Genomic DNA, 26,282 nt, shown 5'->3' with positions numbered 1-26,282 from the left:
CCCGCGTGCCCGCCATGCAGGCCTGGCTCCTACCCGGGACGACATGGAAGAAAGAGCGCGACCGACTTCTCGTGGAGCAAGCTGACGGGTGCCTCGTGACCCAACTTGTCGTACATCGGATTTTCAGGGACCTTCATCCCCGTCGACCCCCGTCACCGTTCAACCACCGGCATCAGCCCCCGCAGCCGTGAGATACTGGGGGTCTGACCTCCGAGGCTTCTTGAGCCATGTCTCCGGCCCCCCTAGCTTCCAGCCCCAGCGAGCACCTCTACCGGCAGATCATCGACGGCCTCGAGGAAGTGGTGTTCCAGACGGATCCGAAAGGGCACTGGACCTTCCTCAACCCCGCCTGGACGGCGCTGACCGGCTTCACGCCCGAGGAGACCCTGGGCCGTGACGCGACGGAGTTCCTCCGACAGGAGGATCGGCCGCGCACCCAGGAGCTGTTCCAGTCGGTGCTCGCGCGGAAGGTGGAACACGCCCGCCACGAGGTGGCCTACCGCAAGCGTGACGGCAGCCTGGCCTGGGTCGAGGTGTTCGTCCGGCCCTTGCAAGGCGAGGACGGCACCGTGCAGGGCCTGTGCGGCACGCTCACCGATATCGGCGAGCGGCGGCGCACCCGTGACGCGCTGGTCCGGCGCGAGCGCTACCTGAACGCGCTGGTGGAGATGCAGCAGCGGCTGCTCGCCGCGCAGCAGGAGGGCAGCCCCAACAAGGAAGTGCTGGAGCCCATCGGCCGGGCCTCGGGCGCGGGCCGCGTCTACCTCTTCGAGGTGCTCCGCGGCGACACCGGGCAGCACATCATGCACCTGCGCGCCGAGTGGTGCGCGCCCGACGTCAAGCCGGTGGTCGGCGCCGAGTCGCCCCAGGGCGTGCCCATGGAGCGGGACTTCAAGCGCTGGGAGGAGCTGCTCTCGCGCGGCGACGTCGTCTCCGGCAAGGTGAAGGACTTCCCCGCCTCCGAGCGGGCCATCCTCGAGCCCCAGAGCATCCTGTCCCTGCTGATCCTTCCCCTGCGCGTCAACGGCACGTGGGCGGGTTTCATCGGCTTCGATAACTGTTCCGAGGCGCGCGAGTGGGACCGGCTGGAGGTGGATCTGCTGTCGGCCGCGGCCGGCGCCATCTCGCTGGAGTTGGAGCACCGGCAGTCCGAGAGCGCCCTGCGCGAGCGCGAGACGCGCTACCGGCAGCTGGCCGAGAACGCCTCGGACATCCAGTACCGCTACCAGCTGGAGCCCCCGCGCTCCTTCCTCTACGTGAGCCGCGTGGTGACGGACCGCCTGGGCTACAGCCCCGAGGAGCACTACGCGAACCCCGAGCTGTGGAAGCAGCTCGTGCACCCGGGAGACCTGCCCTCGCTCACCCAGCTGCTGGAGACGCCACAGCAGGTGGGCTCCAAGCCGATGGTGCTGCGCTTCACCGCGAAGAACGGGCGGACCCGGTGGCTGGAGCACACCGTGGCTCCCGTGATGGACGGCACCGGGCGCCCAGTGCTGGTGGAGGGCATCGCCCGCGACATCACCGATCGCCGCGAGGTGGAGGAGGCCCTCAAGCTCTCCGAGGCCAGCTTCCGCATCCTCCTCGAGGGCGTGCCGGACGCGGCGGCCATCCAGCGCGATGGGCGCATCGTCTACGCCAACATGGCGCTCGTGTCCGCGCTCGGGTTCGATCGGCCGGATCAGCTCGTCGGCCGCGTGCTGGCGCAGTTCGTCGAAGACGACGAGGAGCAGGTGCCCGGCCCGCCGCCCGACCCCAGCGGAATCAAGGGCATGGTCACCGGTGAGCGCCGGCTGGTGCGGCGTGACGGCAAGACGCGCGTGGCGGAGATCGTCTCGCTGCCCCTGCTCTTCGACGGAGCCCCCGCGGTGGTCTCCATCGCTCGCGACGTCACCGAGCAGCGCCACCTCCGGGACCGCCTGACGCTGGCGGACCGACTGGCCTCGGTGGGCACGCTGGCTGCGGGCATCGCGCACGAGATCAACAACCCGCTGGCCTTCGTCATCTCCAATCTGAGCTTCCTCTCCGAGGAGATGCGGCGCAGCCAGCTCTCGCTGGAGGCCAGTGGCGCCGGCAGCACGAACCACCCCACGGGCACTCCGCGGCTGCGCACCCGCGCGGAGATGGATCTGGTGGAGTGGCAGGAGGTGCTCGGCGAGGCGTACGAGGGCGCCGAGCGCGTGCGGCAGATCGTCCGCCAGCTCAAGACATTCTCGCGGCCGGACGAGGAGCGCCTATCCCCGGTGGACGTGCACCAGGTGCTGGACTCGGTGGTGATGATGGCGGCCAACGAGATCCGCCACCGCGCGCAGCTGCACAAGGACTTCGGTCCGGTGCCCAGCGTCATGGCCAACGAGAGCCGCCTGTCCCAGGTGTTCCTCAACCTGGTGGTGAACGCCGCGCAGGCCATCCCCGAGGGCCAGGCCCACCACAACGCCATCCGGCTCGTCACCCGGCGGTTGGACCCCGGCCGCGTGCTCATCGAGGTGCAGGACTCCGGCTCGGGAATCCCGCGCGAGGCGCTGGGCCGCATCTTCGATCCGTTCTTCACCACCAAGCCGGTGGGCGTGGGCACGGGCCTGGGCCTGTCCATCTGCCACGGCATCATCACCAACCTGGGCGGTGAGATTTCCGTCGAGAGCGAACTGGGCAAGGGCACCACCTTCCGCGTCATCCTGCCGTCCCTGGAGCCGCGCACGCGCTCGAGGCCCACCAACCAGCCGACGCCGGTGCACGTCCCCCAGCGCCGCGGGCGCGTGCTGGTGGTGGACGACGAGCCCGGCGTGGGCAAGGTGCTGCGGCGTATCCTCAAGGATCACGAGGTCGAAGTCGCCGCCGGTGGGCGCCAGGCCCTGGAGCGGCTGCAGCGCGAGCCGGACCACTTCGACGCGGTGCTGTGCGACGTGATGATGCCGGACCTCGGAGGCAAGGACCTCTACGAGGCGGTGCGCCGCTCGCACTCGGGGCTGGAGCGGCGCTTCATCTTCGTGTCGGGCGGTGCCTTCACCGCCAACGCGCGCGAGTTCCTGGAGGCCATTCCCAACCCGAAGCTGGAGAAGCCCTTCAACGAGCCCGCGCTGCGGCAGATCGTCCAGGAATTGGTGAGCCGAGGCCCCTCCTCCACGCGGTGAGCGTGGCGGCGGGGTGACAGCGCGGTCCTCCCGATGACCGATGCGGCAAGGTGGGTGGAACCGTCGCCCTCCTCCCGCTGTCCGATGGCGCGGGGCGGGAAAGCCCCTAACCTGCGCTCCACCCCGCCTTCCGAGGTGTGCCCCCATGAACCGCACCACCCTGCTGCTCTCCGCCACCGGACTGCTCGCGCTCGCCGCCCTGGCGCTGGGCCTGCCCAAGCCTCCGCCCGCCACCGACACCACCCACACGATGGCGCAGCCCGGCGAGCAGGAGCCCACGCTGACGCTTCCGTTGGTCACCTCGGGAGACGGCGCATTGACGCTGGAGGGCAAGCTCTCCGGAGCCTTCGTGCAGGCCGGGCCCAGCGAGGCCTTCGCCGTGCTGGAGGTGAAGGCCCACGCTCCGAAGGAGAACCACCGGGTGCCCGTCAGCCTGGCGCTCGTCATCGATCGCTCCGGCTCCATGCGCGGGCAGAAGCTGGATGACGCCAAGCGCGCGGCCCGTGAGTTCGTCCAGCGGCTGACGGAGGTGGATCGACTGGCGGTGGTGCACTACGGCTCGAACGTCACCACGTTCCCCAGCACGCTGGTGACGGAGGAGGCCCGGGCGCGGATGCTGAGCTTCGTGGACGCCATCGAGGATGACGGCTCCACCAACATGAGCGGCGGCCTGGAGGCGGCGGCCCAGGAGCTGCGTCCCTTCGTGAGCCAGTTCCGGGTGAGCCGCGCCATCCTCCTGAGCGACGGACAGCCCACCGCCGGCATCGTGCGCGAGGATGAGCTGAACGCCCTGGCCCGCCAGCTGCGCTCCATGGGTGTGGCGGTGAGCGCCCTGGGCGTGGGCGGGGACTTCAACGAGAACCTGATGCAGGGCATCGCCGAGCAGGGCGGCGGCTTCTCCGGCTTCCTCAACTCCAACCAGCTGGCCGAGGTCTTCTCCCGCGAGCTGGAGCAGGCCACCGGCACCGTCGCGCGCGGGGTGGAGCTGCGCCTGGAGCTGTCTGGCTCCGTGACGAGCGCGGAGGTGATGGGCTCGAATACCTTCATCGAGGGCCGCACCGTGCGCGTGCCGCTGTACGACATGGCGGGCGGCCAGTCCGCGCGGATGGTGGTGAAGCTGGCGCTCAACACCACTCCGTCCGAGCAGCCGCTCGAGCTGCTGTTCGCGAAGCTCTCCTATATGGATGTGGAGAGGGATGGGCCTGCCGAGGCCCGTGTGGCGCTGAGCGCTCGCTCCACCGAGGACGCCTCCGTGGTGCGCGCCAACCTGGACAAGGACGTGCGGGTGCACGCGGTGCGGGCGCTGGGCACGCAGCAGCTGCGCGCGGCGGCCGAGGAGATGAAGAAAGGCAACCGCACCTCCGCGCTGGGGCTGCTGGACAACGCGCGTCGCATGTTCGGCACTTCCGCCTCGGCGCTCTCGGGGGAGCTTGCGGATGTGGACCGGACCCGGGCAGCCTATGAGAGCGCTCAGGACGCGGAGAGCCAGCGGAATGAGGCGCGGCAGCTCCAGAAGAAGGCGATGAAGAACTTCGGCTACAACAACTCTTACTGACGTAGGACGTGAACGCCATGGCCTTCTCCCTGCAACTGCTCCACCGCGAGGACTTCGAGCGACGCACGCTGCGGGCGCTGGCGGGAGGAGGTGCCGTGGGAGTTCTGGCGGCCCTGGCCCAGCGCTTCCACATCCCCCTGGATCCCGGCTTCGCGGTGGTGGCGGCGGGGCTGGCCGGGGCGCAGCCGGTGCTGGGGTACACGGCGGCGCTGCGGCTGGCATTGGCGGTGCTGCCGGCGCTGCCCTACTTCTTCGAGGCCACGGATCCGGTGCCCCAAGCGTTCTCGGGAGCCATCGCCGCGGCGCTGGTGGCCTGGGCGGGCCAGGGCAACGAGCGGTTCGGCAAGCCCTCCGAGGTGGCGGCGGGCGCGGTGGCGGCGGGCGCGCTGGTGCCGCTGGGGATGTACGTGCAGCAGGTGCTCGATGCCCGCTTCTTCTCCCATGGCGGGCTGCTGGGAGCGCTGGTGGGCTTTGGCGCCGTGGCGCTCTTCTGGAGCGTGGGCACGCTGGCCTCGCATCTGACGGTGCACCTCGATCCGGTGGAGTCTCGCGGCCGGACGCTGGCGAGCACCCTGGCTGGCGAGGCGAAGAATCTGGTGGAGCGCACGGTGACGCTGTACCAGCAGTGCCGCGCGGTAGCGCTGAAGATGGCGGCCGGGCCGGGGCGCAACGAGCTGGTGGAGGTGCTGAGGAAGATGGCTCGCGAGGCCTTCACCCTGGCCGAGTCCCACGCCGGCCTGGAGGCGCAGCTGATGTCCGTGGCGCAGGGGGATGTGGATACGCAGGTGAAGGATCTGCGGGCTCGTGCGGCGGCCACGGAGGATGCGGTGGCGCGGCGGCAACTGGAGCTGGCGGCCTCCTCGCTCGGAGAAGAACTCAACCGGCTGGATACGCTGTCGCGGAAGCGGGACCGGCTGTTGGCGCAACTCCACGCGCAGGTGGCGCTGATGGAGCGCGCGCGCGTGTCGCTGGTGGGCGCGGCGGGCACCGAGGCCAGCGCGAAGGGAGCGCAGGCGGCCCAGTTGGCCCGGCGGCTCGCTTCTCTGGGCGAGGAGACGCCTCCCGCGCCCGAGGCGGATGGCGTGGCACCGCCTGCTCCGTCGCGCGTGTCGAGCTGAAGCGGGCTCGGGCTCGGCGGGAGGAGACAAGAGGGCCAGGTCCCTTCGGATTCCGCTGTGGAGGAGGAGCCTCCGGGCGCGACCGGCGCGAACCTGTATGCTTGTCGGACAGGTTCGGTCCTCTGATCCACCAGCTGAAGACAGCTGACATCGTGCGTGCTCAGTGCCGCGCCCTCCGTCAGAGCAGCTCGCGAGACAAACCAGGCCTGCCACAGCGAATCACCGCAGCCCCTTCATGACGATTCCCTGCATGTTCTCGCCTCCGACGCATTCGAGGATTCCTGACTCAAACTGAGCTCACGGAAATTCTCTGCGGCTCCGAGCTGGCATACCTGTCAGAGCGGAATGACGGCGACCTACTCATTGGGTAGTCTGCGCGCCCGGCGGAGTTGACCGCCCTGTGCACCGTGAGGCATGCGATGACGGACGCGCCAACCCCCGACTCGCTCAGACCTGGGAGCCTGGTCGGCCCGTGGCGGGTGGAGACCTATGCCGGCGGTGGCACCTACGGGGTCGTCTACCGGGCTCGGCGTGCGGGACACCCGGGCTCCGTGCCGGTGGCGCTGAAGGTGGCGCGCTTCCCCCATGATCCGCGCTTCTTTCGTGAGGTGGAGCTGCTCATGCGCTCGCGGCACCCGGGCATCCCGGAGCTGTTGGACCGGGGGTGGTGGCTTTCGAGTGAAGGCATCACCTACCCCTATCTGGTCATGGAGTGGATCCACGGGGCGCCTCTGTACGAGTGGGCGCGGGTGCACAAGCCCTCTTCGCGCAAAGTGCTCCAGGTGCTGGCGCAGGTGGCCTGGGGGCTGGAGGTCGTGCACCAGACTGGCGGCCTGCACCGGGACGTAAAGGGAGACAACATCCTGGTGGAGCCCGAGGGCCGGGCGTTCCTCACGGACTTCGGCTCGGGTACGTGGGCGGGCGCATCTCCGCTGACGGAGAGCCTCATGCCCCCGGGGACTCGCGAGTACCGCGGGCCTGAAGCGCTGCGCTACCAGTGGCACCACCTGCGTCAGCGCGGTGCGCACTACGCGGCGCGCTCCTATGACGATTTGTATGCGCTGGGAGTCACGGCCTACAGGTTGGTGACGGGGAGGTATCCACCGCCGGGGACGGATCCGGAGGCGAAGATGGATCCGATCCGGTCCCCACCTCCACCGCGCGAGCCGTCTCGGGCGCTCAACCCGAGGGTGATTCCGGAACTGTCGGAGCTGATTGAGCGGATGCTCTCGGCGGAGCCAGAAACGCGAGGACTGGCTCGAGAGATCGCCGAAGCCGCGGAGGCTGTGGCGGAACACGCAGGGCCCGAGGCGGATGTGCCACTCGAGGACTCAGTGCCAGCTCCAGCCAGCTCAGGGGCTCGGCTCGTGAGCGTGCGGTGGGAGCCAATGGTTCAGAAGGTTGTATCGGAGCAGGTACCTGCAGAGGAGATCAGGGTCCCAGTCATTGAGCCTACCAAGCCCCACGTAGAGACAAGACTTCAGCTGCGCGGACTCGTCTCGGTTGCCATGGTACTGCTGACGATGGCCTGCATCTTGTGGATGGGGCACGGTTCTCATCCGAGAATCATCGTCGACGCATCGGGTGAAGTACCGGACATCGAAGCGCTGAAAGACGATGACGCCGCGTCACTCGCCGATGCCTCGGTAACGACGCGCGTGACTTCTCAGAGCACGGCCGTGGCGTCAGCATCCATCTCGCTGGATATGCCCACGGATCCTCTTCCAGGCCAACTGCGTGCGCCCTGTCGCCGTCGCGGAGCTGTCGAGATCAATGGAGGGTGCTGGATACGGTGGGCCGATCTCTCGCCTCCCTGCGGTGAGGATGCCTACGAATGGAAGGGCATCTGCTACTGGCCCATCTACGATCGCACGCGGCCCCCCACTACCAAGAAGCCACACGAGCCCAAGGATCAGTGATGGACGCTGACCATCGAGTTCAGTTGAAGGCCTATGGCCGGACGGTGTGTAAAGCCGCAGTAGCTCCACGAGCACACCGTCCCTGAGCACCCTGCATCCGAGGTGACATCCTCTCGCTTGCAGGTCCACCCCTGTCTCCTGCAGCTTGGGTGTTGTAGGGTCAGGATCATGCACTCACGCAGGACATTCGCGCCGGTGGCTTTCCTCCGGCTGCGCCGCTGGACGGCAGCGAGCTGACCTTCGCCGGTCATCGCGTCGTCCTCCGGTGATGACGGCCCTCATGGGCCGTCTGGCTCGCTGCTACCCCCGTGCCCGCTTTCCGCGTCGCGGAAGGCCCGGGCGCGGGGTGTCATGCCCTCGTTCCTGAACCGAGTGCCGCCGCGAGCCGTGCGCCGCGCGTGACGTGTCCTTCGTTACGCCCGTTGCCTCACGTCCCGATGCAGGCCCCCGGCGTCACGTCGACGTCATGACGCCCTGCGCAGCCGACCTCTCCGCGACTCGTTCCCTGGCCACGTGCCGCCACGAGCTTCCGGAGACGTTCCCGCATGTCTGCGCAGACCCAACCCTCCTCGCATTACCTCTCGTCCGCCGTCCGATTCCTCTGCTGCCCCGTGTGCACTGCTGATCTGGAGCTACGGGCCACCACACTGCGCTGCTCTCGGGGCCATGCCTTCGACGTGGCTCGGCAAGGCTATGTGAACCTGTTTGTAGGCCGTGGGCATCCCGGACGTGGAGACACCGCCAGAATGGTCGAAGCGCGCGAGCGATTCCTTTCTTCCGGCCACTACGCGCCTCTGGCTCAACTCCTGGCGGAGCTCGCCGCAGCATCGGTGGGGCCCGCAGCGGAGGACTCCTGCATCCTGGAAGTCGGAGCGGGCACCGGGTACTACCTCGCTCGCGTGCTCGACCGGTGCCCGGGCGCACGGGGCCTGGCTGTCGACATCTCCAAGTTCGCTGCCCGGCGCGCTGCCCGAGCCCATGCCCGCATCGGCGCAATCGTGGCTGACGGAGAGAACTCGTTCCCGCTTCGTAGTGGCACCGTCACGTTGGCACTCAGCGTCTTCGCCCCTCGCAACGCGGACGAGCTTCACCGCGTCTTGAAGCCGCGAGGTGCATTGCTGGTCGCCACCCCGACCTCTCGACATCTTCAGGAGCTGACCGAGCCGCTCGGGCTGCTGCATGTGGATGAATGCAAGGCGGAGCGGCTGAGCTCACGGCTCGCGCCATACTTCCACCCAAGCGGCCAGCACGCGCTCGAATTGAAGCTGCTACTCAGCAGGATGGAGATCACCCTTCTCGTCTCCATGGGCCCAAACGCCTTTCACATCGACCCTGTGGAACTACAGCGCAGGATTGCTCACGTGGCTGAACCTATCGAAGTCACAGCCTCGTTCACCCTCTCCGTTCATCGACCCAAGTGAAACCGTACGAGTCGAACATCTGCGGCAGCCAACCGTTCGCTTCACAGTGGCTGTGCTGAGGACCCGGCTGCCGCTCGGATTCGTTCCGAACTGGTATGGCCAGCCTACCAGTTGGTACTGGTCTCGCCCGGCAGGGCTCCTCCTGGGCGAGAGTGAGTTCCACGAGCTGGCCCCTGACTCAGGCGCGCGCGGCCTGGTAACGCAAGGTGCCCAGGACTCGTGGACTCGCCTGGGTCCCCGAGCGCGGTTCTCGTGTCAGCGTCCCGATGATGTCCACGCGTTCCGTGACTTCCTCGGCCGGGTAGGTTCGGAACTCCACGCCCAATCCGAAGGTAGGCACCGGCAGCCCTCGCCAGCGCACGCGCCGCCCTCGGATGGAGACGCCTCCTCGATCGAGCGCTCGCACCTCCATCTCCACCTCCAGACCCTGCTCGACGAAGACCTCGTACAACGTCCCGCCCCTCACCACGAAGTCCGAGTCGAACACGCGCAGCGCCCCATCGCAGTACAGCTCCCGGACGAAATGCATCGAGCCATCCGCGCGGCGGAAGGTTCGGAAGCATGCAGGGAAGGCTCGCTCCCCGGATGCCGTCACCCCCTGCCCGAGCAGCCGCGTCGCCAGCCATGCAACCGCTCGCGCGCCCCAGTTGCGCAACTCCACCGAAGCTCGTACCGCGTAGGCTCCAGGGTTCGAATAGAAGCGCACCACTCGCGCGTCGACCTCGGCCACGCCCCCACCCAATGCCCCCGCCAGCAGCGGCCAGCTGTCCGTGGGTCCTGTCTGCTGCCCCCGGCGTAGGCTCCGAACCCCTCGCCGGTAGACTCGAGCTGCCGCCCATGCCGTCATGAAGCTCGACAGCAGCAGCAGCGCCACCCGCCGATCTCCGAGCAGGTCCCCGCGCCTCGTCCCTCTCGGGAACAGCAGCGCGCGAGCCGTGGCCAGCGCGTAGTGGCGCAGCAGACTCCACCCCGCGTGGAGCAGTCTCCCCACCGCGAGCGCCATCCCGTGCGCGATCGCCGCCTCCCCCGGAACCGCTCCTGCCAGCGCCGGCTGATCAAACAGCCTCGATCCCAACGTCATCTCCAGGTGCTGCACCAGCAAACGCCACAGAGGCTCCTCCGCATGCGCTCGCGCCTCGGCCAGAAAGGCGGCCTCCAGCCCTGCTTCGCGCGCCGCAGCCGCATCCTGCATGTGGGCGTCGATCCACCGCTCATCGCAGACCTCGATGGGGAGCCCCTCCTCACAGGCTCGCGCATAGGCCTCCCAGCTCCGCGTGCGCGGTCGGCCATGGATGTCTACGGGCATCACCGCCTCGCCCAGCCGGGCGAAGGGCGCGGACACTCCCCAGAAGCGCCCGAGCGTCACCGCACTCGCGACAAGCAGGTGCACTCGCGCCATGCGGCAAGGGTGAGCGCGATAGAAGGACTCCAGCTTTCCCAGCCACCGACGGCTGGCCCGGTGCCGACTCACGAACGCGACGAGCTCCTCTCGCGAGGCTCGCGGCAGATGGGCACGCGCCTCGGCAAGCTCCTCCGGTTCCACCTCCTCGTTCTCCTCGAGGGAGCTGAGACAACTCCATGCGTCCCGAGCGATCGCGCTCACGACGCCACCTCCACCAGAGAGCGTGCCTCGGACGGTGCCTGTGCCGATTCCCGGCCCGACCCCAGCCAGCTCCTCGCGGCTCCCGGCGCGGGCGCCCCTCCCAGCGTTCGGGCAATAAAGAAGAGCACGAACCGCCAGCGAGACCGGCGGCGCTCCACCGCGCCCTCGTCCCCCGCGCACCACTGCCGCAGCGTCTCGAAGCTCCACTCGGTGGCCAGCTGCATCATCGGCCGGAAGAGGTAGAAGTCCAGCAGCCCACCCGCCGCCCCGTGTCGCGTCTGGTAGTCGAACACCGTCTTGAAGAAGGTCCCCTCCGGCCGCCGCTCGTAGAGCCACACCCCTCGCCCGTGGGTGATGAGACTCTTCGGATCCTCCGAGCCAAATTCGAACGTGGAGCGCTCCAGCGGCGCGTTGCTCAGGTACCGGCCCCAGCCCGCCACCTCCAGCCCGAAGCCCAGCCGCGTCAGGTACTCCATGAGATGAAACCCTCGCGCGTCCTGCTCCGGCAGATAGCGGATGGAGGAGAAGCGCAGATCCCACCCCGTGTGCTGATCCGGCTCCTGCGAGCGCTCCCACACGCGCTCGACCGGCGCGGGAATCAGCGCCTCCACCACCACCCGGCGCGAGAGCACCTCCGGCGTCCCCACCTCCCCTGCCGCCCGCCGCGAGAACCACCGGTACAGGTCATGCGCAAACGCCCCGAGCGCCACCACCCCCATCACCGTCATCAACGCTCTCAACGCCACGGGCACCGCGGGCGGCGCCACCTGGATCGCCGTGGGAAGCAGCCGATCCGGCCACACCGCCTGGAACGTGCTCATCAGGTACAGCCCCACCAGCACGCTCAGCACCACGTGCATCAGGTACTCGCCCCGAGGCAGCCCTCCTTGAGAGGCGCGGCTCTCCTTCTCCTCCCAGACGTCCGCCCAGGCGATGAAGACATCCGCCGCGTACAGCACCCCGAGCCCCACCAGCGCCGCTCCATGGAAGCGCAGGTGCGCCACCCACAGGAACTGCAGCGCGTACACGAGGTGACGCGCCGTGTGCCACAGCACCTCCCGCCGGCACTCGGGCCTCAGGTGCAACTGGCACCGGTAGATGTGGAAGTAGATGACATCCCAGGCCCCAAGCAGGCCGATCGCGAGCAGCAGATAGAAGGAGGCACTCATGCACCGGCCCCACTGCAACCCCATGGCCAGCGCGCAAGTGCCTGATCTTCCTTCTCCGCTGCCCGGCTCAGGCCCCTCGGCTGTCAACGCCGTGGACAGCGCCGACAAGCCTCATCACCGCGCCGAACGTCCTACCCCGGCTCAGGCCTTCTCGCGGCGACGGCGCCCACCCCTGGCCGGCGCAGCCGCTTGCGGCGCGGGCTTGTTGTGCCACTGCGTCTCGATGCGCGCTTCGATCTCCGCGCGGATCCGCTGCCCATCCGCCAGCGCCGAGTCGATCTCCTCGCGCACCCGCGCGGCCTGCTCCTGCGCCGCCGCCGTGTACCCCGCCGTGTCCCGACGCACCTGGATGCGCCCCGTGCTCCGCTTCGAGCCTCGCGCCCCGCGCTTCCCCGCTGCCTGCTTCTCCGTCTTGTCGGTGGTCGTCTCCGCCATCGGCGCCTCCAGAGTCTGATGCTCTCCGGAAGGTGGATCACCCCTCCTCCCTCGGGAACCCCCACCTCGGGTACCAAGCCACCCGTGCCTGGTGGACAACCAGGCTCAAAGGCTCCCCTGCCCACCCGTCGATACACCTCGCCCCGCCCCATCTACGAAGACCTTCGTTGACATCTACGAACCCCTTCGTATATTCATCCGGGTAACGATGGACGCCGAGGGAGTCATGAGCGAATCGAAGCTACCGAGACCCACCGATGCGGAGCTGGCCATTCTCCGCGCGCTGTGGGAGCGCGGGCCGAGCACCGTGCGAGAAGTGCACGAGGCCCTCCAGGACGGAAGCGGCTACACCACCGTCCTCAAGCTGATGCAGATCATGACCGAGAAGGGACTCGTGGTGAGAGATGAGTCCCAGCGAGCCCACGTCTACAGCTCGCGCGTGACGCAGCAGAAGACGCAGCGCCAGCTCGTGGTGGATCTGGTGGACCGCGCCTTCGGCGGCTCGCCGGCCCAGCTCGCCATGCAGGCACTGTCCTCGAAGAAGACTTCCCCCGAGGAGCTGGCCGAATTGCGCCGCCTCCTCGATTCCCTGGAGCAGGAGGTGGAGCCATGAGCGGTTTCGTCCTGGAGTCCCTGGGCTGGGCGCTGCTGCATCTGCTGTGGCAGGGCACGCTCGTCGCGGCGGTGTTGGCGCTGGCGCTGCGCGTGCTCGGCCGCCGTGCCGCCACCGCCCGCTATGGTCTGGCTTGTGGCGCGCTGGTGATGATGCTCGCGCTCCCTGTCGCCACAGGCTGGCGCCACTACAGCACCGCGTCGGAGCGGACCGCGGCGCCCTCCTTCACTGCGGCCAGGATCGAAGTGTCGAACCCGGCCAGTCCCATGGCTCCGCGAGCCCTGGCGCCTCGCAAGTCCTCCTCAGTCACGGCGCCCGTGGTGGCATCCGCGTCCGAATCCGAGCCCCTGATGGAACGGGCCCTCTCACTCGTCGGACAGAACCTGCCCTGGCTCGTGCTCGCATGGGGCGTGGGCGTGGCCCTGTGCTCGCTGCGGCTGCTCGCGAGCTGGATGCGCCTGCGCCGGTTGGTTCACGCGTCGGCTCCCGCTCCCGTCGAGTGGCAGGAACGGCTGGAGGCGCTCTCCCACCGCCTGGGGCTGAAACGCGCGGTGCGCCTGCTCCAGTCCGCGACGCTGGAGGTGCCCTCGGCCGTGGGCTGGCTGCGCCCCGTGGTGCTGCTGCCCGCCTCCGCCCTCACCGGCCTGCCCGCGCGGCAGCTCGAGATGATCCTCGCCCACGAGCTGGCCCACATCCGCCGCTACGACTTCGCGGTGAACCTGGCGCAGACGCTCGTGGAGACGCTGCTCTTCTACCACCCGGCCGTCTGGTGGGTGTCCCACGTCATCCGCGTGGAGCGCGAGCACTGCTGCGATGACATCGCCGCCGGCGCCAGTGGCAACTCCCTCTCCTACGCCCGAGCCCTCACCGCGCTGGAGGGGCTTCGTGTGATGCCCTCCCTCGCACCGAGCCCCGCCATGTCCGCGCTGGGCGGCTCGCTGCCGGAGCGCGTGCGCCGGCTGGTGCTCTCTCCCGCCTCGCGATGCTCCTCGCGCTGGGTGGCGGGCGCCTCCGTCCTCACGCTGGTGAGCAGTCTGGCGGTGGCAGCTCCCGTCACCGTCCTGATGATCCCGGCCCGCGAGGCTGGCACCGTGCTCGCCGCGAGCCCGGCCTCCTCATCCTCATCCTCATCCTCAGCCTCGTCTCTCATCGAGAAGCTGACCGCTCCATCCGTCATCGCGCCCCTGGCCGATCCCGTCCCGGAGCCGGTGACAGTTCCCCCTGCCGCTGCGGCTCCCGCCCAGGTTCCCGTACGTGAGATGGCCGCGGCCCCACAGCCCCAGCTCAACCCGCAGGTCCATGTGAACCCGCAGGTCCATGTGAACCCGAACCCCAATCCCCAGCCGCACCCCGATTGGAAGGACGACGAGGACGACGTGGATGAGGAGACGATCGTGGGCAAGGGCCCGCTCTCGGTGAATCAGCTCGTCGCGCTGAAGGTGGCGGGCGTCTCTCCGGAGACTGTCGAGACGGTGAAGGGCATGGGCTATGAACCCACCGTGGGCAACCTGATGCAGTTCGGCCACGCGGGCATCACCCCCGAGTACGTGAAGGAGATGAACGCCCGCTTCGGCCAGAAGGTCCCCGCCGACGAGCTGGTGGCCATGAAGCACCTGAACGTCACCCCGGCCTGGATCGACCAGATGAAGGCCCTGGGCTTCACGAAGCTCGACGCGGACCAGCTCACCGCCGCTCGCGCCGTGGGCGTGGACGAGGCCTACCTGCGCGGGCTGAAGGCCGCCGGCTACACGGGCCTGGATCTGGAGCAGCTGACCCAGATGCGCGCCGTGGGCGTCAAGCCGGAGACCATCGCCGAGCTGTCCAAGGTGGGCTACTCGAAGCTCGACGCGGACACGCTCGTGCAGTTCCAGGCCGTGGGCGTCACCCCGAGCTACATCGGCATGCTGCGTGACGCCGGCCTGAAGGATGTCTCCGCCGAAGAGCTCGTCGAGCTGCGCGCCATCGGCGTGGACACGGGCTTCATCCAGCAGATGCGCGACGCCGGCCTGACGAACCTCTCCGTGGATGCGCTGGTCCGCCTGCGCACCAGCGGCATCGACGCGGACTTCATCCGCCGCATGCAGCAGAAGAAGTAGTCCCCCTCTCCCCTCCCACCCACGCCCGTGCCCACGGCCGCGCTCTCCCGAGCGCGCGCCGCAGGGCCGTGCCTTGCTCGAAGGAGCCCAAGTCATGAAATCGCAGCAGCCTTTCCTCCCCCTCCTCGCCGCGCTGCTCCTGGTGGCCGCGCCCGCGCTCGCCGCTCCCACGCACAACGGCACCTGGTCGGCCAGCGTGGAGGAGAACCAGCTCGAGCTCTCGCTCCGCACCACCCAGGGCGAGCACCGCGGACAGATGAGCACGCAGATCCCCCTCGCGGCCTTCCAGGGCCTGTCCACCAGCGAGGGCAGCACGGCCCCCTTCCAGCTGCGGCGCGAGGCGGGCACCTTCCAGTTCCAGGGCAGCTTCGCCAACGGACAGGGCGCGGGCCACTACCAGTTCGAGCCCAGCGAGTCCTACGCCAAGGCCATGGCCTCCCTGGGCTACCCGAAGCTCACCCCGGACGAGCACTACACGCTCGCCCTCTTCGACATCACCACCGCGCGGGTGAAGGAGCTGGCGGCGCTCGGGTACAAGGACATACCCCTCAAGGAGCTGATCGAGGTGGGCATCTTCAACGTGACGCCCGAGTTCATCCGGACACTCGGCTCGCTCGGCTACACGAAGCTGTCCCTCCAGCAGCTCGTCCAATGCCGCATCCACGGCGTGACGCCCGAGCGCATCCGCGAGCTGGCCGCCGAGGGCTACAAGAACCTGGACATCGAGGACCTGAAAGCCATGAGCATCCACGGCGTGACGCCCCAGTTCATCCGGGAGATGCGCGCGCTCGGGTTCAAGGATTTGTCGCCGGACGGCCTCACCGCCCTGCGCATCCACGGCGTGACACCCCAGTTCGTCCAGGAGATCCGTGGAATGGGCTTTTCCTCCATCTCCCAGGACGACCTGATGGCCTTCCGCATCCACGGCGTGACACCCCAGTTCATCCAGGAAATCCGCGGCATGGGTTATCCAGATGTCACATCGAAAGAGCTGATCAGCCTGCGTATTCACGGAATCGACTCGGAATTCATGCGCTCCCTGTCTGGCCGCAAGGGTGGGAGTGACACACGAAAGAAACCGTGAAATGGATGGTACTCTCGTACGTTCTGCGTGCCGCACCCGGGAAGCTCACGAGTCGTCACGGACCATCTGTGCGCGAGATCAGGGGGATTGACATGCTGCGCCAGGGGCTGGGGCTCGCGATGCTGCTGTCCGCCATGGCAGCCCACGCGGCGGTGGAAGGGCCCGGCCGCAATCAGTTCATCCCGTCGGCTCCCAAGCACGGCTCCATCCACATCGACGGGAAGCTGGACGAGGACTGCTGGGCGAACGCCCCCCTCTTCGATGCCTTCGTCCAGCGCTTCCCCACCGCCGGCGGCACTCCCAGCGAGCGCACCGAGCTGCGCATCCTCTACGACTCGGACTACGTCTACTTCGGTGTCATTGCCCGGGACTCGAAGCCGCAACTCATCGATAGGCGTTTGGGCCGGCGGGACACCACGCTCACCACGGACCAGGTGCAGCTCATCATCGACTCCACGCATGATCACCGCACCGCGTACGCCTTCACGTTGACGGCGGGCGGCGTGCACGGGGACGGGCTCTTCTTCGACGATCGCAATTACACCGCGGACTGGGACGGCGTGTGGGACGGCGCCACGAGCGCCCTGCCGGATGGGTGGGCCGCCGAGTTCGCCATCCCCCTGTCCGTGCTGCGCTTCCCCGATGCCGAGGTGCAGACGTGGGGCTTCTCCGTGCGCCGGCAGATCGCCCGGCTCAACGAGGAGATCGAATCCGTGGACAACCCGCGCACCAGCAATGCGAACGTGTCGCGGCTGGGGCACCTCACGGGCATGCAGGGCGTCAAGCCCCGGCGCGCGCTGGAGCTGGTGCCGTACCTGGCCACGCGCAGCGCCCTGAGGCCCCAGTTCTCGGACGAGTCCCTGCCCCACCCGCGCATGTGGGATCCGACGCTGGATGTGGGGTTGGACTTGAAGGCCTCACTCAGCAGCGACCTGGCGCTCAACGCCACCTTCAACCCGGACTTCGGGCAGGTGGAGGCCGATCAGCTCATCCTCAACCTGTCCACCTTCGAGGCCTTCTTCCCGGAGAAGCGCACCTTCTTCACGCAGGGCCTGGAGCTCTTCCAGGCCGTGGGCTACGAGACGGGCACCGTCTCCCAGTCCCTCTTCTACTCGCGGCGCATCGGCCTGGAGACGCCCATCCTCGGCGCGGCGAAGCTCACCGGCACCGTCACCCGAGGGGTGGAGATCGGCGTGCTGGATGCGCTCGTCACCGGCCCCTGGCGGGAGCAGGACGAGGATCACCCGGATCGGCGCTGGCGCCTGCACTCGGCCCGGCCGCTGCACATGGGCCCCGACAGCGCGCTGCCCACCAACCCGCTGCCTCCCACCAACTTCCTGGCTGCTGTGGCCCGAGGCGCGGTGGGGAGCAACTCGCGCATCGGCGGCACCTTCGCCTCGGCCACCCCGCTGGTCCGGGGCTGCACGGCCGAGGAGGCCGCGCTGGACGAGGAGGATCAACCCGCGGAGTGTCTGGCCCGCGGAGGCATTGCGGCCGCGGCGGACTTCGATGTGAAGACCGCCAACAGCGAGTACAGCGTGCTGGGACAGATGAGCGCCAGCCGCACGGTGGGCGGGCTGCCCGAGCGCCTCCTGCCGGACGGCACGGTGCTGCGTCCGGGCTCCGCGGGCTACGGCGGCTACCTGCGCGCGGGGAAGATGGGCGGCGAGGGCTTCCGCTGGGACGTGGGCTACGACTTCGCCACGCCCACGCTGGACTTGAACGCCACCGGCTACCAGCGGACCCAGAACCAGCACGCGCCCCGCTTCGGGCTGCGCTACCAGCGGCCCAACGGCATCGGCCCGCTCAAGGAGCTCTTCGTCAACCTCAATGGCGGCTCGGGCTGGACCACGGACGGGCGCGCCGTGAATCGGGGCAGCTGGGTGAACTTCAACTCCGGGATCATGCTGCCCAGCTTCGATCTGATCGGTGTGGAGTGCGGCGCGAACATGGGCGGCTACGACATCCGCGAGCTGGATGACACGGGCGTGCCGCTGCAACAGGAGCTCAGCACCTTCGCCGACATCTTCTGGGAGACCAATGGCAATCGGCCGCTCTCGGCCAACGGCTACGTCGTCGTGGGCCACCACGAGCGAGGCCCCTCCCCCGGCGCCTGGGGCTGGGGCGGAGAGCTGGCCCTCTCGATGCGGCCCCACCCGGCGCTGGAGACGCGCCTGGAGCTGGAGGTGGATCGCACCGAGTTCTCCCCCCGCTTCGTGGACCGGGTGGGGGAGTTCGGCTTCCTTCTGGGAGACCTCCAGTCCAACTTCCTCTCCGTCACCCTGCGCCAGCAGTGGGTGCTGAGCCCGAACCTCACGCTGCAGGGCTATGCCCAGCTCTTCAGCGACTATGGCGTGTACGGCCCCTTCTTCCAGGCCGAGTCCGACGCGAGCCGCCGCACCATCCGCTTCTCGGACATGAAGCCCACCGAGGGCCAGGCGGACAACTTCTATGACGTGGCGCTCAACCTCAACCTGGTGCTGCGCTGGGAGTACCGGCTGGGCTCCACCCTCTTCTTCGTCTACACGCGCTCGCAGCTGGGGCTGCCCACTCCCGACGGAGACGTGCCGCCCGCCACTCTGCGGCCCCGGCGCCTGTTCGCCGGCCCCGCTACGGATGCGGTGATGCTCAAGTGGAGCTACTACTGGACCGCCTGAGCGCCCGGCCCTTCAATGGATTCCAGCCCTGGCGAGCCCGCTCGCTGAGCATCCCTGCTACCCCTCCTTACCCCGAGAACCTTGAACTCTTTCGCATCCCCTCACGTCAGGGGCTGTAGGAGTTACCAAAGGTGGTTAGGTTCCGGCCCCGACAGGTCACCCGAGCCGCGCCGGAGGCTGCGGGTCTGGTTGTAGGAGGAGGTAGCAAGCGATGGAGGCTCAGAAGAAGAGGCGCTGGCCCTATGTGCTCGGGGGCATTGTCGTCGTGCTGGTGGCCGTGGTGGCCATCGTGCTGTGGCGGCTGGATGCCATCCTGCTGACGCAAGCGCGCGCGCAGGCGGCCACGCTCTCACAGCAGTTGGGGCGCCCGGTGGAGATTGGAGACATCTCCACGAAGCTATTCCCTCACGTGGGCGTGGACGTGGATGACGTCACCGTGGGCCCCGCCGAGGGCGAGGAGCTGCCGCTGACGCAGCTGAAGAACCTGGACGTGCGCGTGGCGGCCATGCCGCTGCTGCGCTCGAAGGGCAAGGACATCCAGGTGCTCAACGCCGAGGTGACAGGGCTCACCGTCAACGTCATTCGCCTGGCGGACGGCACCACCAACGTGCAGCGGCTGATGGACAAGCTGGCCCAGCAGCAGAAGCCGGAGGAGGAGAAGCCCGAGGAGGAGAAGCCGCCCACGGACCTGTCCGGCGTCCGCGTGGAGCGGGCCGCGCTCACCGACGGCACCATCCGCTTCGTGGATCGCTCCGGGAGCAAGGCGCAGGAGTTGGCCATCTCGGACCTGGACATCGAGGTGAAGGACCTGCGCGTGGGCGAGCCGCTGGAGGTGACGCTGGCGGCGGCGGTGCTGGCGCAGAAGCAGAATTTCTTCGTGACGCTGGGGGCCTCGCCGCTGCCTCCCACGCTGATTCCCACGCCGGAGCGCGTCACGCTGAAGGCCGAGAGCATCGACCTGGCGCCGCTCGGCCCGTACCTGCCGCCGAGCGTGGGCTTCCAAGCGGGTACGCTGACGGCGGATTGGAAGGCGGAGCTGGGCGGCGCGGTGCCCGGAGGCAAGGGCGCCACGCGGCTGGATGGCGTCATCAAGGCGCTGGGGCTGAAGTTCGCGGGCGCCGAGGGCGGCAAGGCGCTGGACGTGGTGTTGGACACGGATGTGAAGGCGGACCTGGCGGCTGGAGACCTGGCGCTGGATCGGTTCAAGCTGGACTTCGGGCCCGCGGGGATCAGCGGCAAGGGCAAGGTGAAGGGGATGCTGGGAGGCTCGCCCGCGGTAGAGGGCTTCGAGCTGACGAGCCATGACCTGGATCCGGCGGTGCTCACGGAGTACTACCCGCCGCTGAAGAAGCAGCTCAACGGGATGATCGCCGGGCCGGTGGGGCTCTCGGTGAAGGGCAGCGGCACGCAGGAGGCGCAGGCGCTGAACCTGGAGGTGGACCTGACGCCGGTGCGGCTGCGCGTGCCCGAGCAGCTCTCCAAGGAGGCGGGGGCGGCGATGCAGCTCACGGCGAGCATCGCCGGTGCGGCGGCCAGCGGCGGGGCGCTGCGCTTCAACGCGAAGGCGAACCTGGACGGCGCGGACCTGCGCCCGGGCCTGCTGCTGAACAAGGGGCCGGGGCAGCGGCTCGGCGTGACGGCGGCGGGTACGTACCAGCCCACGAAGGATGGGATGAAGGTGGACGTCAGCCAGCTCACGGCGAACGTGCTGGAGGACACGCTGAGCGGCACGGCCTCGGTGGCGCTGGCGGGCACGGGCAAGAAGCAGACGACGGGCTTCGCCCTGGACATGAAGGCGCAGCGGCTGAACGCGGACGCGCTGCTGATGAAGGACGAAGAGGTGATGGCGCGCAACAACGGCGTGCTGCCGGCGCCCTCGGCCGATGCGACGCGCTTCAACGGGTACCGCGGGGACATGAAGTTCCAGGTGGCCTCGCTGCGCTACAGCGAGATGGACATGTCCAACATGGTGGCCCACATCACCATGGTGGATGACCTGATCAAGATCGAGAAGTTCTCCACGGTGGCCTACGGCGGCACGGTGGTGGCGGACGGCACGCAGGTGAACCTGGGGCCTCTGCCAGAGAAGCGCCCGTTCACGGCGAAGGTGCAGATGCAGAAGGTGGACGTTGGCCAAGTGCTGGCCTCGCGCACGCCGAAGAAGGTGATGACGGGCAAGTTCAACGGGAACGTGGACCTGCAGGGTGTGGGCTACACGCCGGACAAGCTCAAGGAGACGCTGCTGGGCGCCATCAACGGCAACCTGGAGGACAGCTCGTTCCTGGGTGTGGACGTGCTCTCCAAGGTCTCCGAGCCCCTGGCCAAGGCGCTGCCCTTCACGGCCAAGGCGCTCCAGAGCGGGGACCTGACGTCACTGGGCGAGAACCTGCCATTCGGCGTGGAGATCAAGAACGGCGTGGCGCAGTTGGAGAAGCCCATCACCTGGACGCGGCCGGAGGCGGCCATGAAGTTCGAGGGCGGCATCCGGCTGGATGGCGTGCTGGATCTGAACGGCACGGTGGACCTGACGCCGCAGACCATCAACAAGCTCACGCTGGGGAAGGTGACTCCAGGCGAGGCCATCCCCGTGACGCTGAAGGTGACGGGTCCGGCGTGGAGCCCGGAGGTGACGGGGCTGGACGTGAAGCCGGCGGTGACGGCCATCGCGAAGCAGGCGGCGGCGGGGCTGGCCGGGCAGCTGCTGGGCGAGAAGGGCAAGCAGGTGCAGCAGGTCATCACCGGTGGAGAGCAGGCCGCGCGCGAGGAGGCTGAGAAGAAGAAGAAGGAGCTGGAGGCGAAGGCCGCCGAGGAGAAGGCGAAGCTGGAGGCGGCAGCCAAGGCCGAGCAGGAGAAGGCGAAGAAGAAGGCCGAGGAAGAGACCAAGAAGCGCCTGCGCGGCATCCTCGGGAAATGAGGGCTTCTGGCCTGCAACGGTCGGGAGCCGTCGAACCGAGAGAAAATCCCCTCGCCTCTTGGCGAGGGGTAAGGTGAGCACGATCGATGCCCACGCTGGACCAAATTGAAATCGAGGGCTTCAAGTCCATCCAGTGGATGAAGCTGGAGCTGGGACGCGTGAACGTGCTCATCGGCGCCAACGGGGCGGGGAAGAGCAACTTCATCTCCGTCTTTGCCCTTCTCCAGAGAATGATCGCGGGACAACTGCAGCGCCACGTGCTCGAAGCAGGCGGCGCTGATTCATTGCTGCACTTCGGTGCCAAACGAACAACCGCGTTATCGCTGCGTCTTCACTTCTCTCCTGGAGACTTCTCGTACAGGGCGGCACTGGCTCCATCAGCCAGCGATCTGCTGTTCTTCGCGGGAGAAGAATGGAGGCGCACCCCCAAGGACTGGAGTATCATGCTCCCCCCCTTCACGGGTGAGCCGCAGAAGGAATCCTCTCTCCTGGGAGATGTCCCAAGCTTCAACGCCGGTGCCAGCGAACCGGCAAGTGCTGACGAGTACTCCTTGAGGCGGGAGATCCTGGACCTGCTCCGGGGAGTGCGCGTGTATCACTTCCACGACACCAGTTCCGCCGCCAAGGTGAAGCTCACAGGCGACATCGGGGACAACGAAGCACTTCGCCCCGATGCCTCGAATCTCGCTGCATTCCTGTATCTGCTCAAGTCGAAGCATCCAGACAACTACCGGCGCATCGTTTCCACCGTGCGTCTGGCCGCGCCCTTCTTTGATGACTTCCGGCTAAGGCCCAGCCCGTTCAACGAGCAGAAGATTCAGCTCGAGTGGTCCGAGAAGAACTCCGACTCCTACTTCAACGCCCATGCGCTCTCTGACGGCACGCTGCGCTTCATCTGCCTGGCCACGCTGTTACTCCAACCTGATCTGCCGTCGCTCATCATCGTCGATGAACCCGAACTGGGCCTGCATCCATACGCCATCCAACTCCTCGCCGGACTTGTCCGCAGCGCGTCCCACGAAGCCCAGGTCATCCTCTCCACACAGTCCGTGACGCTCGTGAACCAGTTCACCCCAGAGCAACTCATCGTGGTGGACCGCAAGGATGGCGCCTCGGAGTTCCGGCGTCTCTCCTCTGAAGCGTTGGAGTCCTGGCTGGAGAGCTACAGCCTGGGCGAGCTCTGGGAGAAGAATGTTCTCGGCGGGAGACCTGGCTGAGCCATGAAGCGCATCCTCATCCTGGTAGAGGGACAGACAGAGGAAACCTTCGTCCGAGAAGTCCTAGCGCCCCATCTGGTTTCACTTGGGCTGGCGCTTCAACCCGTGATCGTCGTCACGAGCCGCCTGGAGACAGGCGAGAAGAACAAGGGCGGCATCATCCGCTTTGGGCCGGTGAAGCAGAATCTGCTGATGCTTCTGGGGGATAGCAACGCGGTGAAGGTGACCACGCTCTTCGACTTCTATGGCTTGCCGCGTGACTTCCCAGGAATGGCCCCCTCCTGGCGGGGAACTGCTACGAGCGCGTCGCTCATGCAGAGCGTGCTCTCGGCTCCGCAGTGAATCATCCTCGCTTCCTGCCGCATTTCATGCTGCACGAATTCGAGGCATTCATCTTCACGGATCCCACCCGGTGCACGTGGGTCTTCTCGGATGCGCCCGATGCGATCGCGGCACTTGAACAGCATCGGGCCGGTGTCAGCTCTCCCGAGGAGATCAACGAAGATCCCACGACAGCCCCCTCCAAGCGAATCCTCCAGGCCTACCCGCGCTATCAGAAGACTTTTCATGGCCCTCTCGCGGTCCTTGAGATCGGGCTCCCAGCCATTCGCGCGTCGTGCCCCCACTTCCATCAGTGGCTCAGCAATCTCGAAGCGCTGGCATAGAGAGCCTCTACTCCGTCAGGGAGCCTCCACTCCCGAGGCCTGGACCCGTTCGCGGACCTCCTGGGCCCGGGGATGATCCGGGCAGAGCGTGAGGAAGCTCATGTACGCCTGCGCCGCCTCGTCCTGCTTGTCCATCTGGGCATACGCCGAGCCCAACATGAGCCGAGCCATCGCGGATCTCGGCTCCTGCTCCAGCACGTGCCGGAAGGAGTCTGCCGCCCGAGCGTACTTGCCCGCATTCAACAACCGGACTCCCTCGTCGTAGGCACCGCGCACCTCCTGGGGGAGCTGGCTCTCGTCACACAGGGCCTCGCCCTCCTCCTCGGCGAACAGGCTCTGGGCGAGCTCGTCCACCTCGGACGCGGCGAAAGCCTGGGCCCCCTTCGTATGGTGGTACGCGTCGAGCAGCTTCCGGACCGTGGCCACCCTTGCGTGCTTGGGGCAGGCCTGGAGGAAGTCCTCGAATTGTCTCGCGGCATGCCCCACCTCCCCCACCCGGGCCAACGCCGCCGCCATCGCCAGGTGCAGCGCGCCCGCATCGGGCTGCAGCCTCAACGCGTCGCTGAGCAGCTTCATCGCCGGGAAGTAGCGCCGATTCTCGAGCGCCTCTCCCGCCTGGCTGGCCAGCTGTCCGGCCTTCCCGTTCGTCAGCGGCCGGCACCTGTCCACCGCATCAGTCTCCGGGGTGCGCTGCTGCGGAGGGGGAGCCGGCGGGCGCTCCCTGGCCGAGGCCTTGGCCTCCTTTCGCGCAGGAGCCGGAGGTTCCTGGGCCGGAGGCGCGGCGCCCTCCTTCACGGGCTTCTCCTTCTGCGGGCCCACGGAGAACTCTCCCTGTCCCCAGGCCGCCGGAGCGAGCCCCAGGATCAGGCCCCACGCCAGCAACCCTCCACGGTGTGACGAGCGCATGCGCAACCCCCTTCGTCGTGGGGGGGTAGTCTACACGCGGAACTCGGAGACGATCTTCCGCAACTGGGACACCGTGGCGTTGATCTGCCCCACGGCCTCCTCGGCCGTCGTCGTCGCCAGCACCACGTCGCCCATCATGCCCGACAGCTGCGTCATCACATCCGTCATCTGCGAGATGCCGGCGTTCTGCTGCGTCACCGAGGCGACGATCTGCCGCGCCGCGTTGCTGCTCTGCTGCATCACGCTGGTGATCTCCTTGAGCTGGTTGGCCGAGGAGAGCACCTGGTCGATGCCCGCTTCCATCTGCTTGCTGTCGTCCTCGGCGGAGGCGACCGCCTGCCGGATGGCCGTGTTGATGTCGAGGAGGATCCTCCCGATGCGCTCGGTGCGCTGCAGCGACTGGCCGCTCAGGGCCCGCATCTCGCGCGCCACCACCGAGAACCCGCGCCCGCCCTCGCCCGCGCGCGAGGCCTCGATGGCCGCGTTCAGCGCCAGCACGTTGCTCTGGTCCGCCAGGTCCTTCACGCTGCCAATGATTTCGCGCGCGTGCACGGCCTGCTCGGACAACTGGCCGATGCTGCCCACCATCGCGCTCACGCGTTGGCGGATCTGCTCCAGCCCTTGCGCGCTCAGTTCGATGGTCCGCTGGCTGGCGGCGGTGAAGCTGTCGGCCCGCTCGGCCTCGTTGAGCACCGTCTCCGCGCGGCTGGAGGCCATGCTGGACGTCTGGGCGATCTCCGCCATCGTCGTGCCGGCCTCGGACAGGCTGCGCGCCTGCTCGGTGAGGAAGTTGATCTGCTCCTGGCTCACCTTCGTCAGCCGCTCGGAGGCCATGGTCAGCTCGCCCACCAGCCCCTGCAGCGCCACCGGCACCGAGCGCAGCCGGTTCACCAACGCCTCCAGGCTCATGGCCAGACTGCCCACCTCGTCCCGGGCGTTCACGTCGATGTTGAGCGTCAGGTCCCCTTCGAAGGCAATGCGCGCGGCCGTCTTCGACAGCCGCTCCAGCGGCTCGGCCACCTCGCGCACCATCCACCATGCCGAGCCCGCCAGCAGCAGGATGCACAGCGCCACCAGCACGCCGATCAGGATCCGGCTCCGGTAGCCCGCCAGCCGCGCCCGGTAGAAGGCGTCCTCCAGCCCCCGGCGGTGCTCATCCACCATGAGCTGGAGCGCGCGCTGCAGGGACTCGAAGCGCGTGTTCACCCGCGTGAGCGAGGCCTCGGCCTGCGCATCCCCCCGGGCGTGCAGCTCCACCGCCTGCTCCAGCTCCTGCTGGTACAGCCCGAAGTCCTGCTGCAACACCGCGAGGTGCTGCGTGCTCAGCACCGGGTTGCGGTGCGCGCTCTCCAGGCTCGCGGCGAGCTTGCGCCCCAGGGCCCGCATCGGCTCGAGCCGGCGCGTCTCCTTCATCACCACCGCGTCTTGCAGCTCGTGGTGCAGCGTCTGCAGCTGCGCCATCATCTCCTGGCTCTGCGCGAGCGCTGGCGCATAGCCCTGCTCGATGCGCGCATGGGCCGCGGTCGTCTTGAAGCCGATCACGACGGAGATGACCAGGATGGCCAGCAGGAACACCGCCGCCAGGCCCGGAAGCAACATCATCTTTTGCTTGAACGTCAGCGTCATCGACTCTCACCCAGCGCCCGCCGCGGCTCACACAGCGCAGGGACACCCTACCCCGCAGGATAGCCGTCTGATCCCCCCACCACTCAAGGACTCCCCACCGCGCGTGCCCCGCATCCAACCTTCGACAACACATCTCCTTACAGCGGTCGGGGAAGG

18 protein-coding genes are annotated in these 26,282 nt (G+C 68.1%); 13 read left to right on the top strand and 5 right to left on the bottom strand.

Annotation, left to right across the window (positions count from 1 at the left end; genetic code table 11):
- Window positions 1-227 precede the first annotated feature (227 nt).
- From KY501_RS37285 to KY501_RS37265, 5 genes are all read left to right on the top strand, one after another.
- Window positions 228-3,128 carry a PAS domain S-box protein gene (locus KY501_RS37285; RefSeq protein WP_224368641.1) on the top strand — a complete coding sequence of 967 codons (2,901 nt, stop codon included), beginning with the start codon at window positions 228-230 and terminating at the stop codon, window positions 3,126-3,128.
- A gap of 145 nt (window positions 3,129-3,273) precedes the next feature.
- Entirely contained in the window at window positions 3,274-4,683 is a 1,410-nt protein-coding gene (locus KY501_RS37280) for a vWA domain-containing protein (protein ID WP_224368640.1), read from the top strand.
- Window positions 4,684-4,700: 17 nt separating this feature from the next.
- A complete protein-coding gene (locus KY501_RS37275; RefSeq protein ID WP_224368639.1) occupies window positions 4,701-5,801 on the top strand; it encodes a hypothetical protein in 1,101 nt (366 codons plus the stop codon).
- 419 nt (window positions 5,802-6,220) lie between these two features.
- Window positions 6,221-7,720, top strand: coding sequence for a serine/threonine-protein kinase (locus KY501_RS37270; RefSeq protein ID WP_224368638.1), 1,500 nt, complete (start codon window positions 6,221-6,223; stop codon window positions 7,718-7,720).
- A gap of 545 nt (window positions 7,721-8,265) precedes the next feature.
- On the top strand, window positions 8,266-9,141 hold the full coding sequence (locus KY501_RS37265) for a putative RNA methyltransferase (RefSeq protein ID WP_373691685.1): 876 nt from the start codon (window positions 8,266-8,268) through the stop codon (window positions 9,139-9,141).
- Between the two features lie 178 nt (window positions 9,142-9,319).
- Here KY501_RS37265 and KY501_RS54060 read toward each other — a convergent pair whose 3' ends face one another.
- From KY501_RS54060 to KY501_RS37250, 3 genes are all read right to left on the bottom strand, one after another.
- A complete protein-coding gene (locus KY501_RS54060; RefSeq protein ID WP_224368636.1) occupies window positions 9,320-10,744 on the bottom strand; it encodes a DUF4166 domain-containing protein in 1,425 nt (474 codons plus the stop codon).
- Window positions 10,741-11,913: an SRPBCC family protein gene (locus tag KY501_RS37255; RefSeq protein ID WP_224368635.1), complete on the bottom strand. Its 1,173-nt coding sequence runs from the start codon at window positions 11,911-11,913 to the stop codon at window positions 10,741-10,743. The genes KY501_RS54060 and KY501_RS37255 overlap by 4 nt, the downstream gene beginning before the upstream one ends.
- Before the next feature lie 141 nt (window positions 11,914-12,054).
- On the bottom strand, window positions 12,055-12,348 hold the full coding sequence (locus KY501_RS37250) for a hypothetical protein (RefSeq protein WP_224368634.1): 294 nt from the start codon (window positions 12,346-12,348) through the stop codon (window positions 12,055-12,057).
- 226 nt (window positions 12,349-12,574) lie between these two features.
- Here KY501_RS37250 and KY501_RS37245 point away from each other — a divergent pair, with 226 nt between their 5' ends.
- The 8 genes from KY501_RS37245 to KY501_RS53370 all read left to right on the top strand — a co-directional run bounded on the left by KY501_RS37245 (window position 12,575) and on the right by KY501_RS53370 (window position 23,594).
- Window positions 12,575-12,961, top strand: coding sequence for a BlaI/MecI/CopY family transcriptional regulator (locus KY501_RS37245; RefSeq protein ID WP_224368633.1), 387 nt, complete (start codon window positions 12,575-12,577; stop codon window positions 12,959-12,961).
- The gene (locus tag KY501_RS37240; RefSeq protein WP_224368632.1) at window positions 12,958-15,057 is read left to right on the top strand and encodes a M56 family metallopeptidase; all 2,100 of its coding nucleotides are present in this window, start codon (window positions 12,958-12,960) and stop codon (window positions 15,055-15,057) included. The genes KY501_RS37245 and KY501_RS37240 overlap by 4 nt, the downstream gene beginning before the upstream one ends.
- A 94-nt stretch (window positions 15,058-15,151) precedes the next feature.
- Window positions 15,152-16,141, top strand: a complete 990-nt coding sequence (locus KY501_RS37235; RefSeq protein WP_224368631.1) for a 4-hydroxy-3-methylbut-2-enyl diphosphate reductase — start codon at window positions 15,152-15,154, stop codon at window positions 16,139-16,141.
- Window positions 16,142-16,233: 92 nt separating this feature from the next.
- Window positions 16,234-18,798 carry a DUF5916 domain-containing protein gene (locus KY501_RS37230; RefSeq protein ID WP_224368630.1) on the top strand — a complete coding sequence of 855 codons (2,565 nt, stop codon included), beginning with the start codon at window positions 16,234-16,236 and terminating at the stop codon, window positions 18,796-18,798.
- 211 nt (window positions 18,799-19,009) lie between these two features.
- Window positions 19,010-21,712, top strand: a complete 2,703-nt coding sequence (locus tag KY501_RS37225; RefSeq protein WP_224368629.1) for a DUF748 domain-containing protein — start codon at window positions 19,010-19,012, stop codon at window positions 21,710-21,712.
- 86 nt (window positions 21,713-21,798) lie between these two features.
- A complete protein-coding gene (locus KY501_RS37220; RefSeq protein ID WP_224368628.1) occupies window positions 21,799-22,929 on the top strand; it encodes an AAA family ATPase in 1,131 nt (376 codons plus the stop codon).
- A 3-nt stretch (window positions 22,930-22,932) separates the two neighbouring features.
- Window positions 22,933-23,271, top strand: a complete 339-nt coding sequence (locus KY501_RS53375) for a DUF4276 family protein (RefSeq protein WP_255637136.1) — start codon at window positions 22,933-22,935, stop codon at window positions 23,269-23,271.
- On the top strand, window positions 23,268-23,594 hold the full coding sequence (locus tag KY501_RS53370; RefSeq protein WP_309243030.1) for a DUF4276 family protein: 327 nt from the start codon (window positions 23,268-23,270) through the stop codon (window positions 23,592-23,594). Before KY501_RS53375 ends, KY501_RS53370 begins: the two co-directional genes overlap by 4 nt.
- A gap of 15 nt (window positions 23,595-23,609) precedes the next feature.
- Here the strand turns inward: KY501_RS53370 and KY501_RS37210 are convergent, their stop codons facing one another.
- Both KY501_RS37210 and KY501_RS37205 read right to left on the bottom strand, forming a co-directional pair.
- The gene (locus KY501_RS37210; protein WP_224368627.1) at window positions 23,610-24,500 is read right to left on the bottom strand and encodes a tetratricopeptide repeat protein; all 891 of its coding nucleotides are present in this window, start codon (window positions 24,498-24,500) and stop codon (window positions 23,610-23,612) included.
- 30 nt (window positions 24,501-24,530) lie between these two features.
- Window positions 24,531-26,126: a methyl-accepting chemotaxis protein gene (locus tag KY501_RS37205; protein ID WP_224368626.1), complete on the bottom strand. Its 1,596-nt coding sequence runs from the start codon at window positions 26,124-26,126 to the stop codon at window positions 24,531-24,533.
- Window positions 26,127-26,282 lie beyond the last annotated feature (156 nt).

The organism is Hyalangium versicolor, assembly GCF_020103695.1.
GTDB classification, from domain to species: domain Bacteria; phylum Myxococcota; class Myxococcia; order Myxococcales; family Myxococcaceae; genus Hyalangium; species Hyalangium versicolor.
Note: the sequence above shows the minus strand (reverse complement) of the source record. Positions and strands in the feature narration are given on the sequence as shown.

Bases quoted from the DNA above. Each gene is read 5' to 3' on its own strand.
- KY501_RS37220 (WP_224368628.1), top strand. From the start codon at position 21,799: ATGCCCACGCTGGACCAAATTGAAATCGAGGGCTTCAAGTCCATCCAG.
- KY501_RS37245 (WP_224368633.1), top strand. From the start codon at position 12,575: ATGAGCGAATCGAAGCTACCGAGACCCACCGATGCGGAGCTGGCCATT.
- KY501_RS37285 (WP_224368641.1), top strand. From the start codon at position 228: ATGTCTCCGGCCCCCCTAGCTTCCAGCCCCAGCGAGCACCTCTACCGG.
- KY501_RS53375 (WP_255637136.1), top strand. From the start codon at position 22,933: ATGAAGCGCATCCTCATCCTGGTAGAGGGACAGACAGAGGAAACCTTC.
- KY501_RS37205 (WP_224368626.1), bottom strand. From the start codon at position 26,126: ATGACGCTGACGTTCAAGCAAAAGATGATGTTGCTTCCGGGCCTGGCG.
- KY501_RS37275 (WP_224368639.1), top strand. From the start codon at position 4,701: ATGGCCTTCTCCCTGCAACTGCTCCACCGCGAGGACTTCGAGCGACGC.
- KY501_RS37280 (WP_224368640.1), top strand. From the start codon at position 3,274: ATGAACCGCACCACCCTGCTGCTCTCCGCCACCGGACTGCTCGCGCTC.
- KY501_RS37240 (WP_224368632.1), top strand. From the start codon at position 12,958: ATGAGCGGTTTCGTCCTGGAGTCCCTGGGCTGGGCGCTGCTGCATCTG.
- KY501_RS37265 (WP_373691685.1), top strand. From the start codon at position 8,266: ATGTCTGCGCAGACCCAACCCTCCTCGCATTACCTCTCGTCCGCCGTC.
- KY501_RS37270 (WP_224368638.1), top strand. From the start codon at position 6,221: ATGACGGACGCGCCAACCCCCGACTCGCTCAGACCTGGGAGCCTGGTC.
- KY501_RS37210 (WP_224368627.1), bottom strand. From the start codon at position 24,500: ATGCGCTCGTCACACCGTGGAGGGTTGCTGGCGTGGGGCCTGATCCTG.
- KY501_RS37225 (WP_224368629.1), top strand. From the start codon at position 19,010: ATGGAGGCTCAGAAGAAGAGGCGCTGGCCCTATGTGCTCGGGGGCATT.
- KY501_RS37235 (WP_224368631.1), top strand. From the start codon at position 15,152: ATGAAATCGCAGCAGCCTTTCCTCCCCCTCCTCGCCGCGCTGCTCCTG.
- KY501_RS37230 (WP_224368630.1), top strand. From the start codon at position 16,234: ATGCTGCGCCAGGGGCTGGGGCTCGCGATGCTGCTGTCCGCCATGGCA.
- KY501_RS37250 (WP_224368634.1), bottom strand. From the start codon at position 12,348: ATGGCGGAGACGACCACCGACAAGACGGAGAAGCAGGCAGCGGGGAAG.
- KY501_RS37255 (WP_224368635.1), bottom strand. From the start codon at position 11,913: ATGAGTGCCTCCTTCTATCTGCTGCTCGCGATCGGCCTGCTTGGGGCC.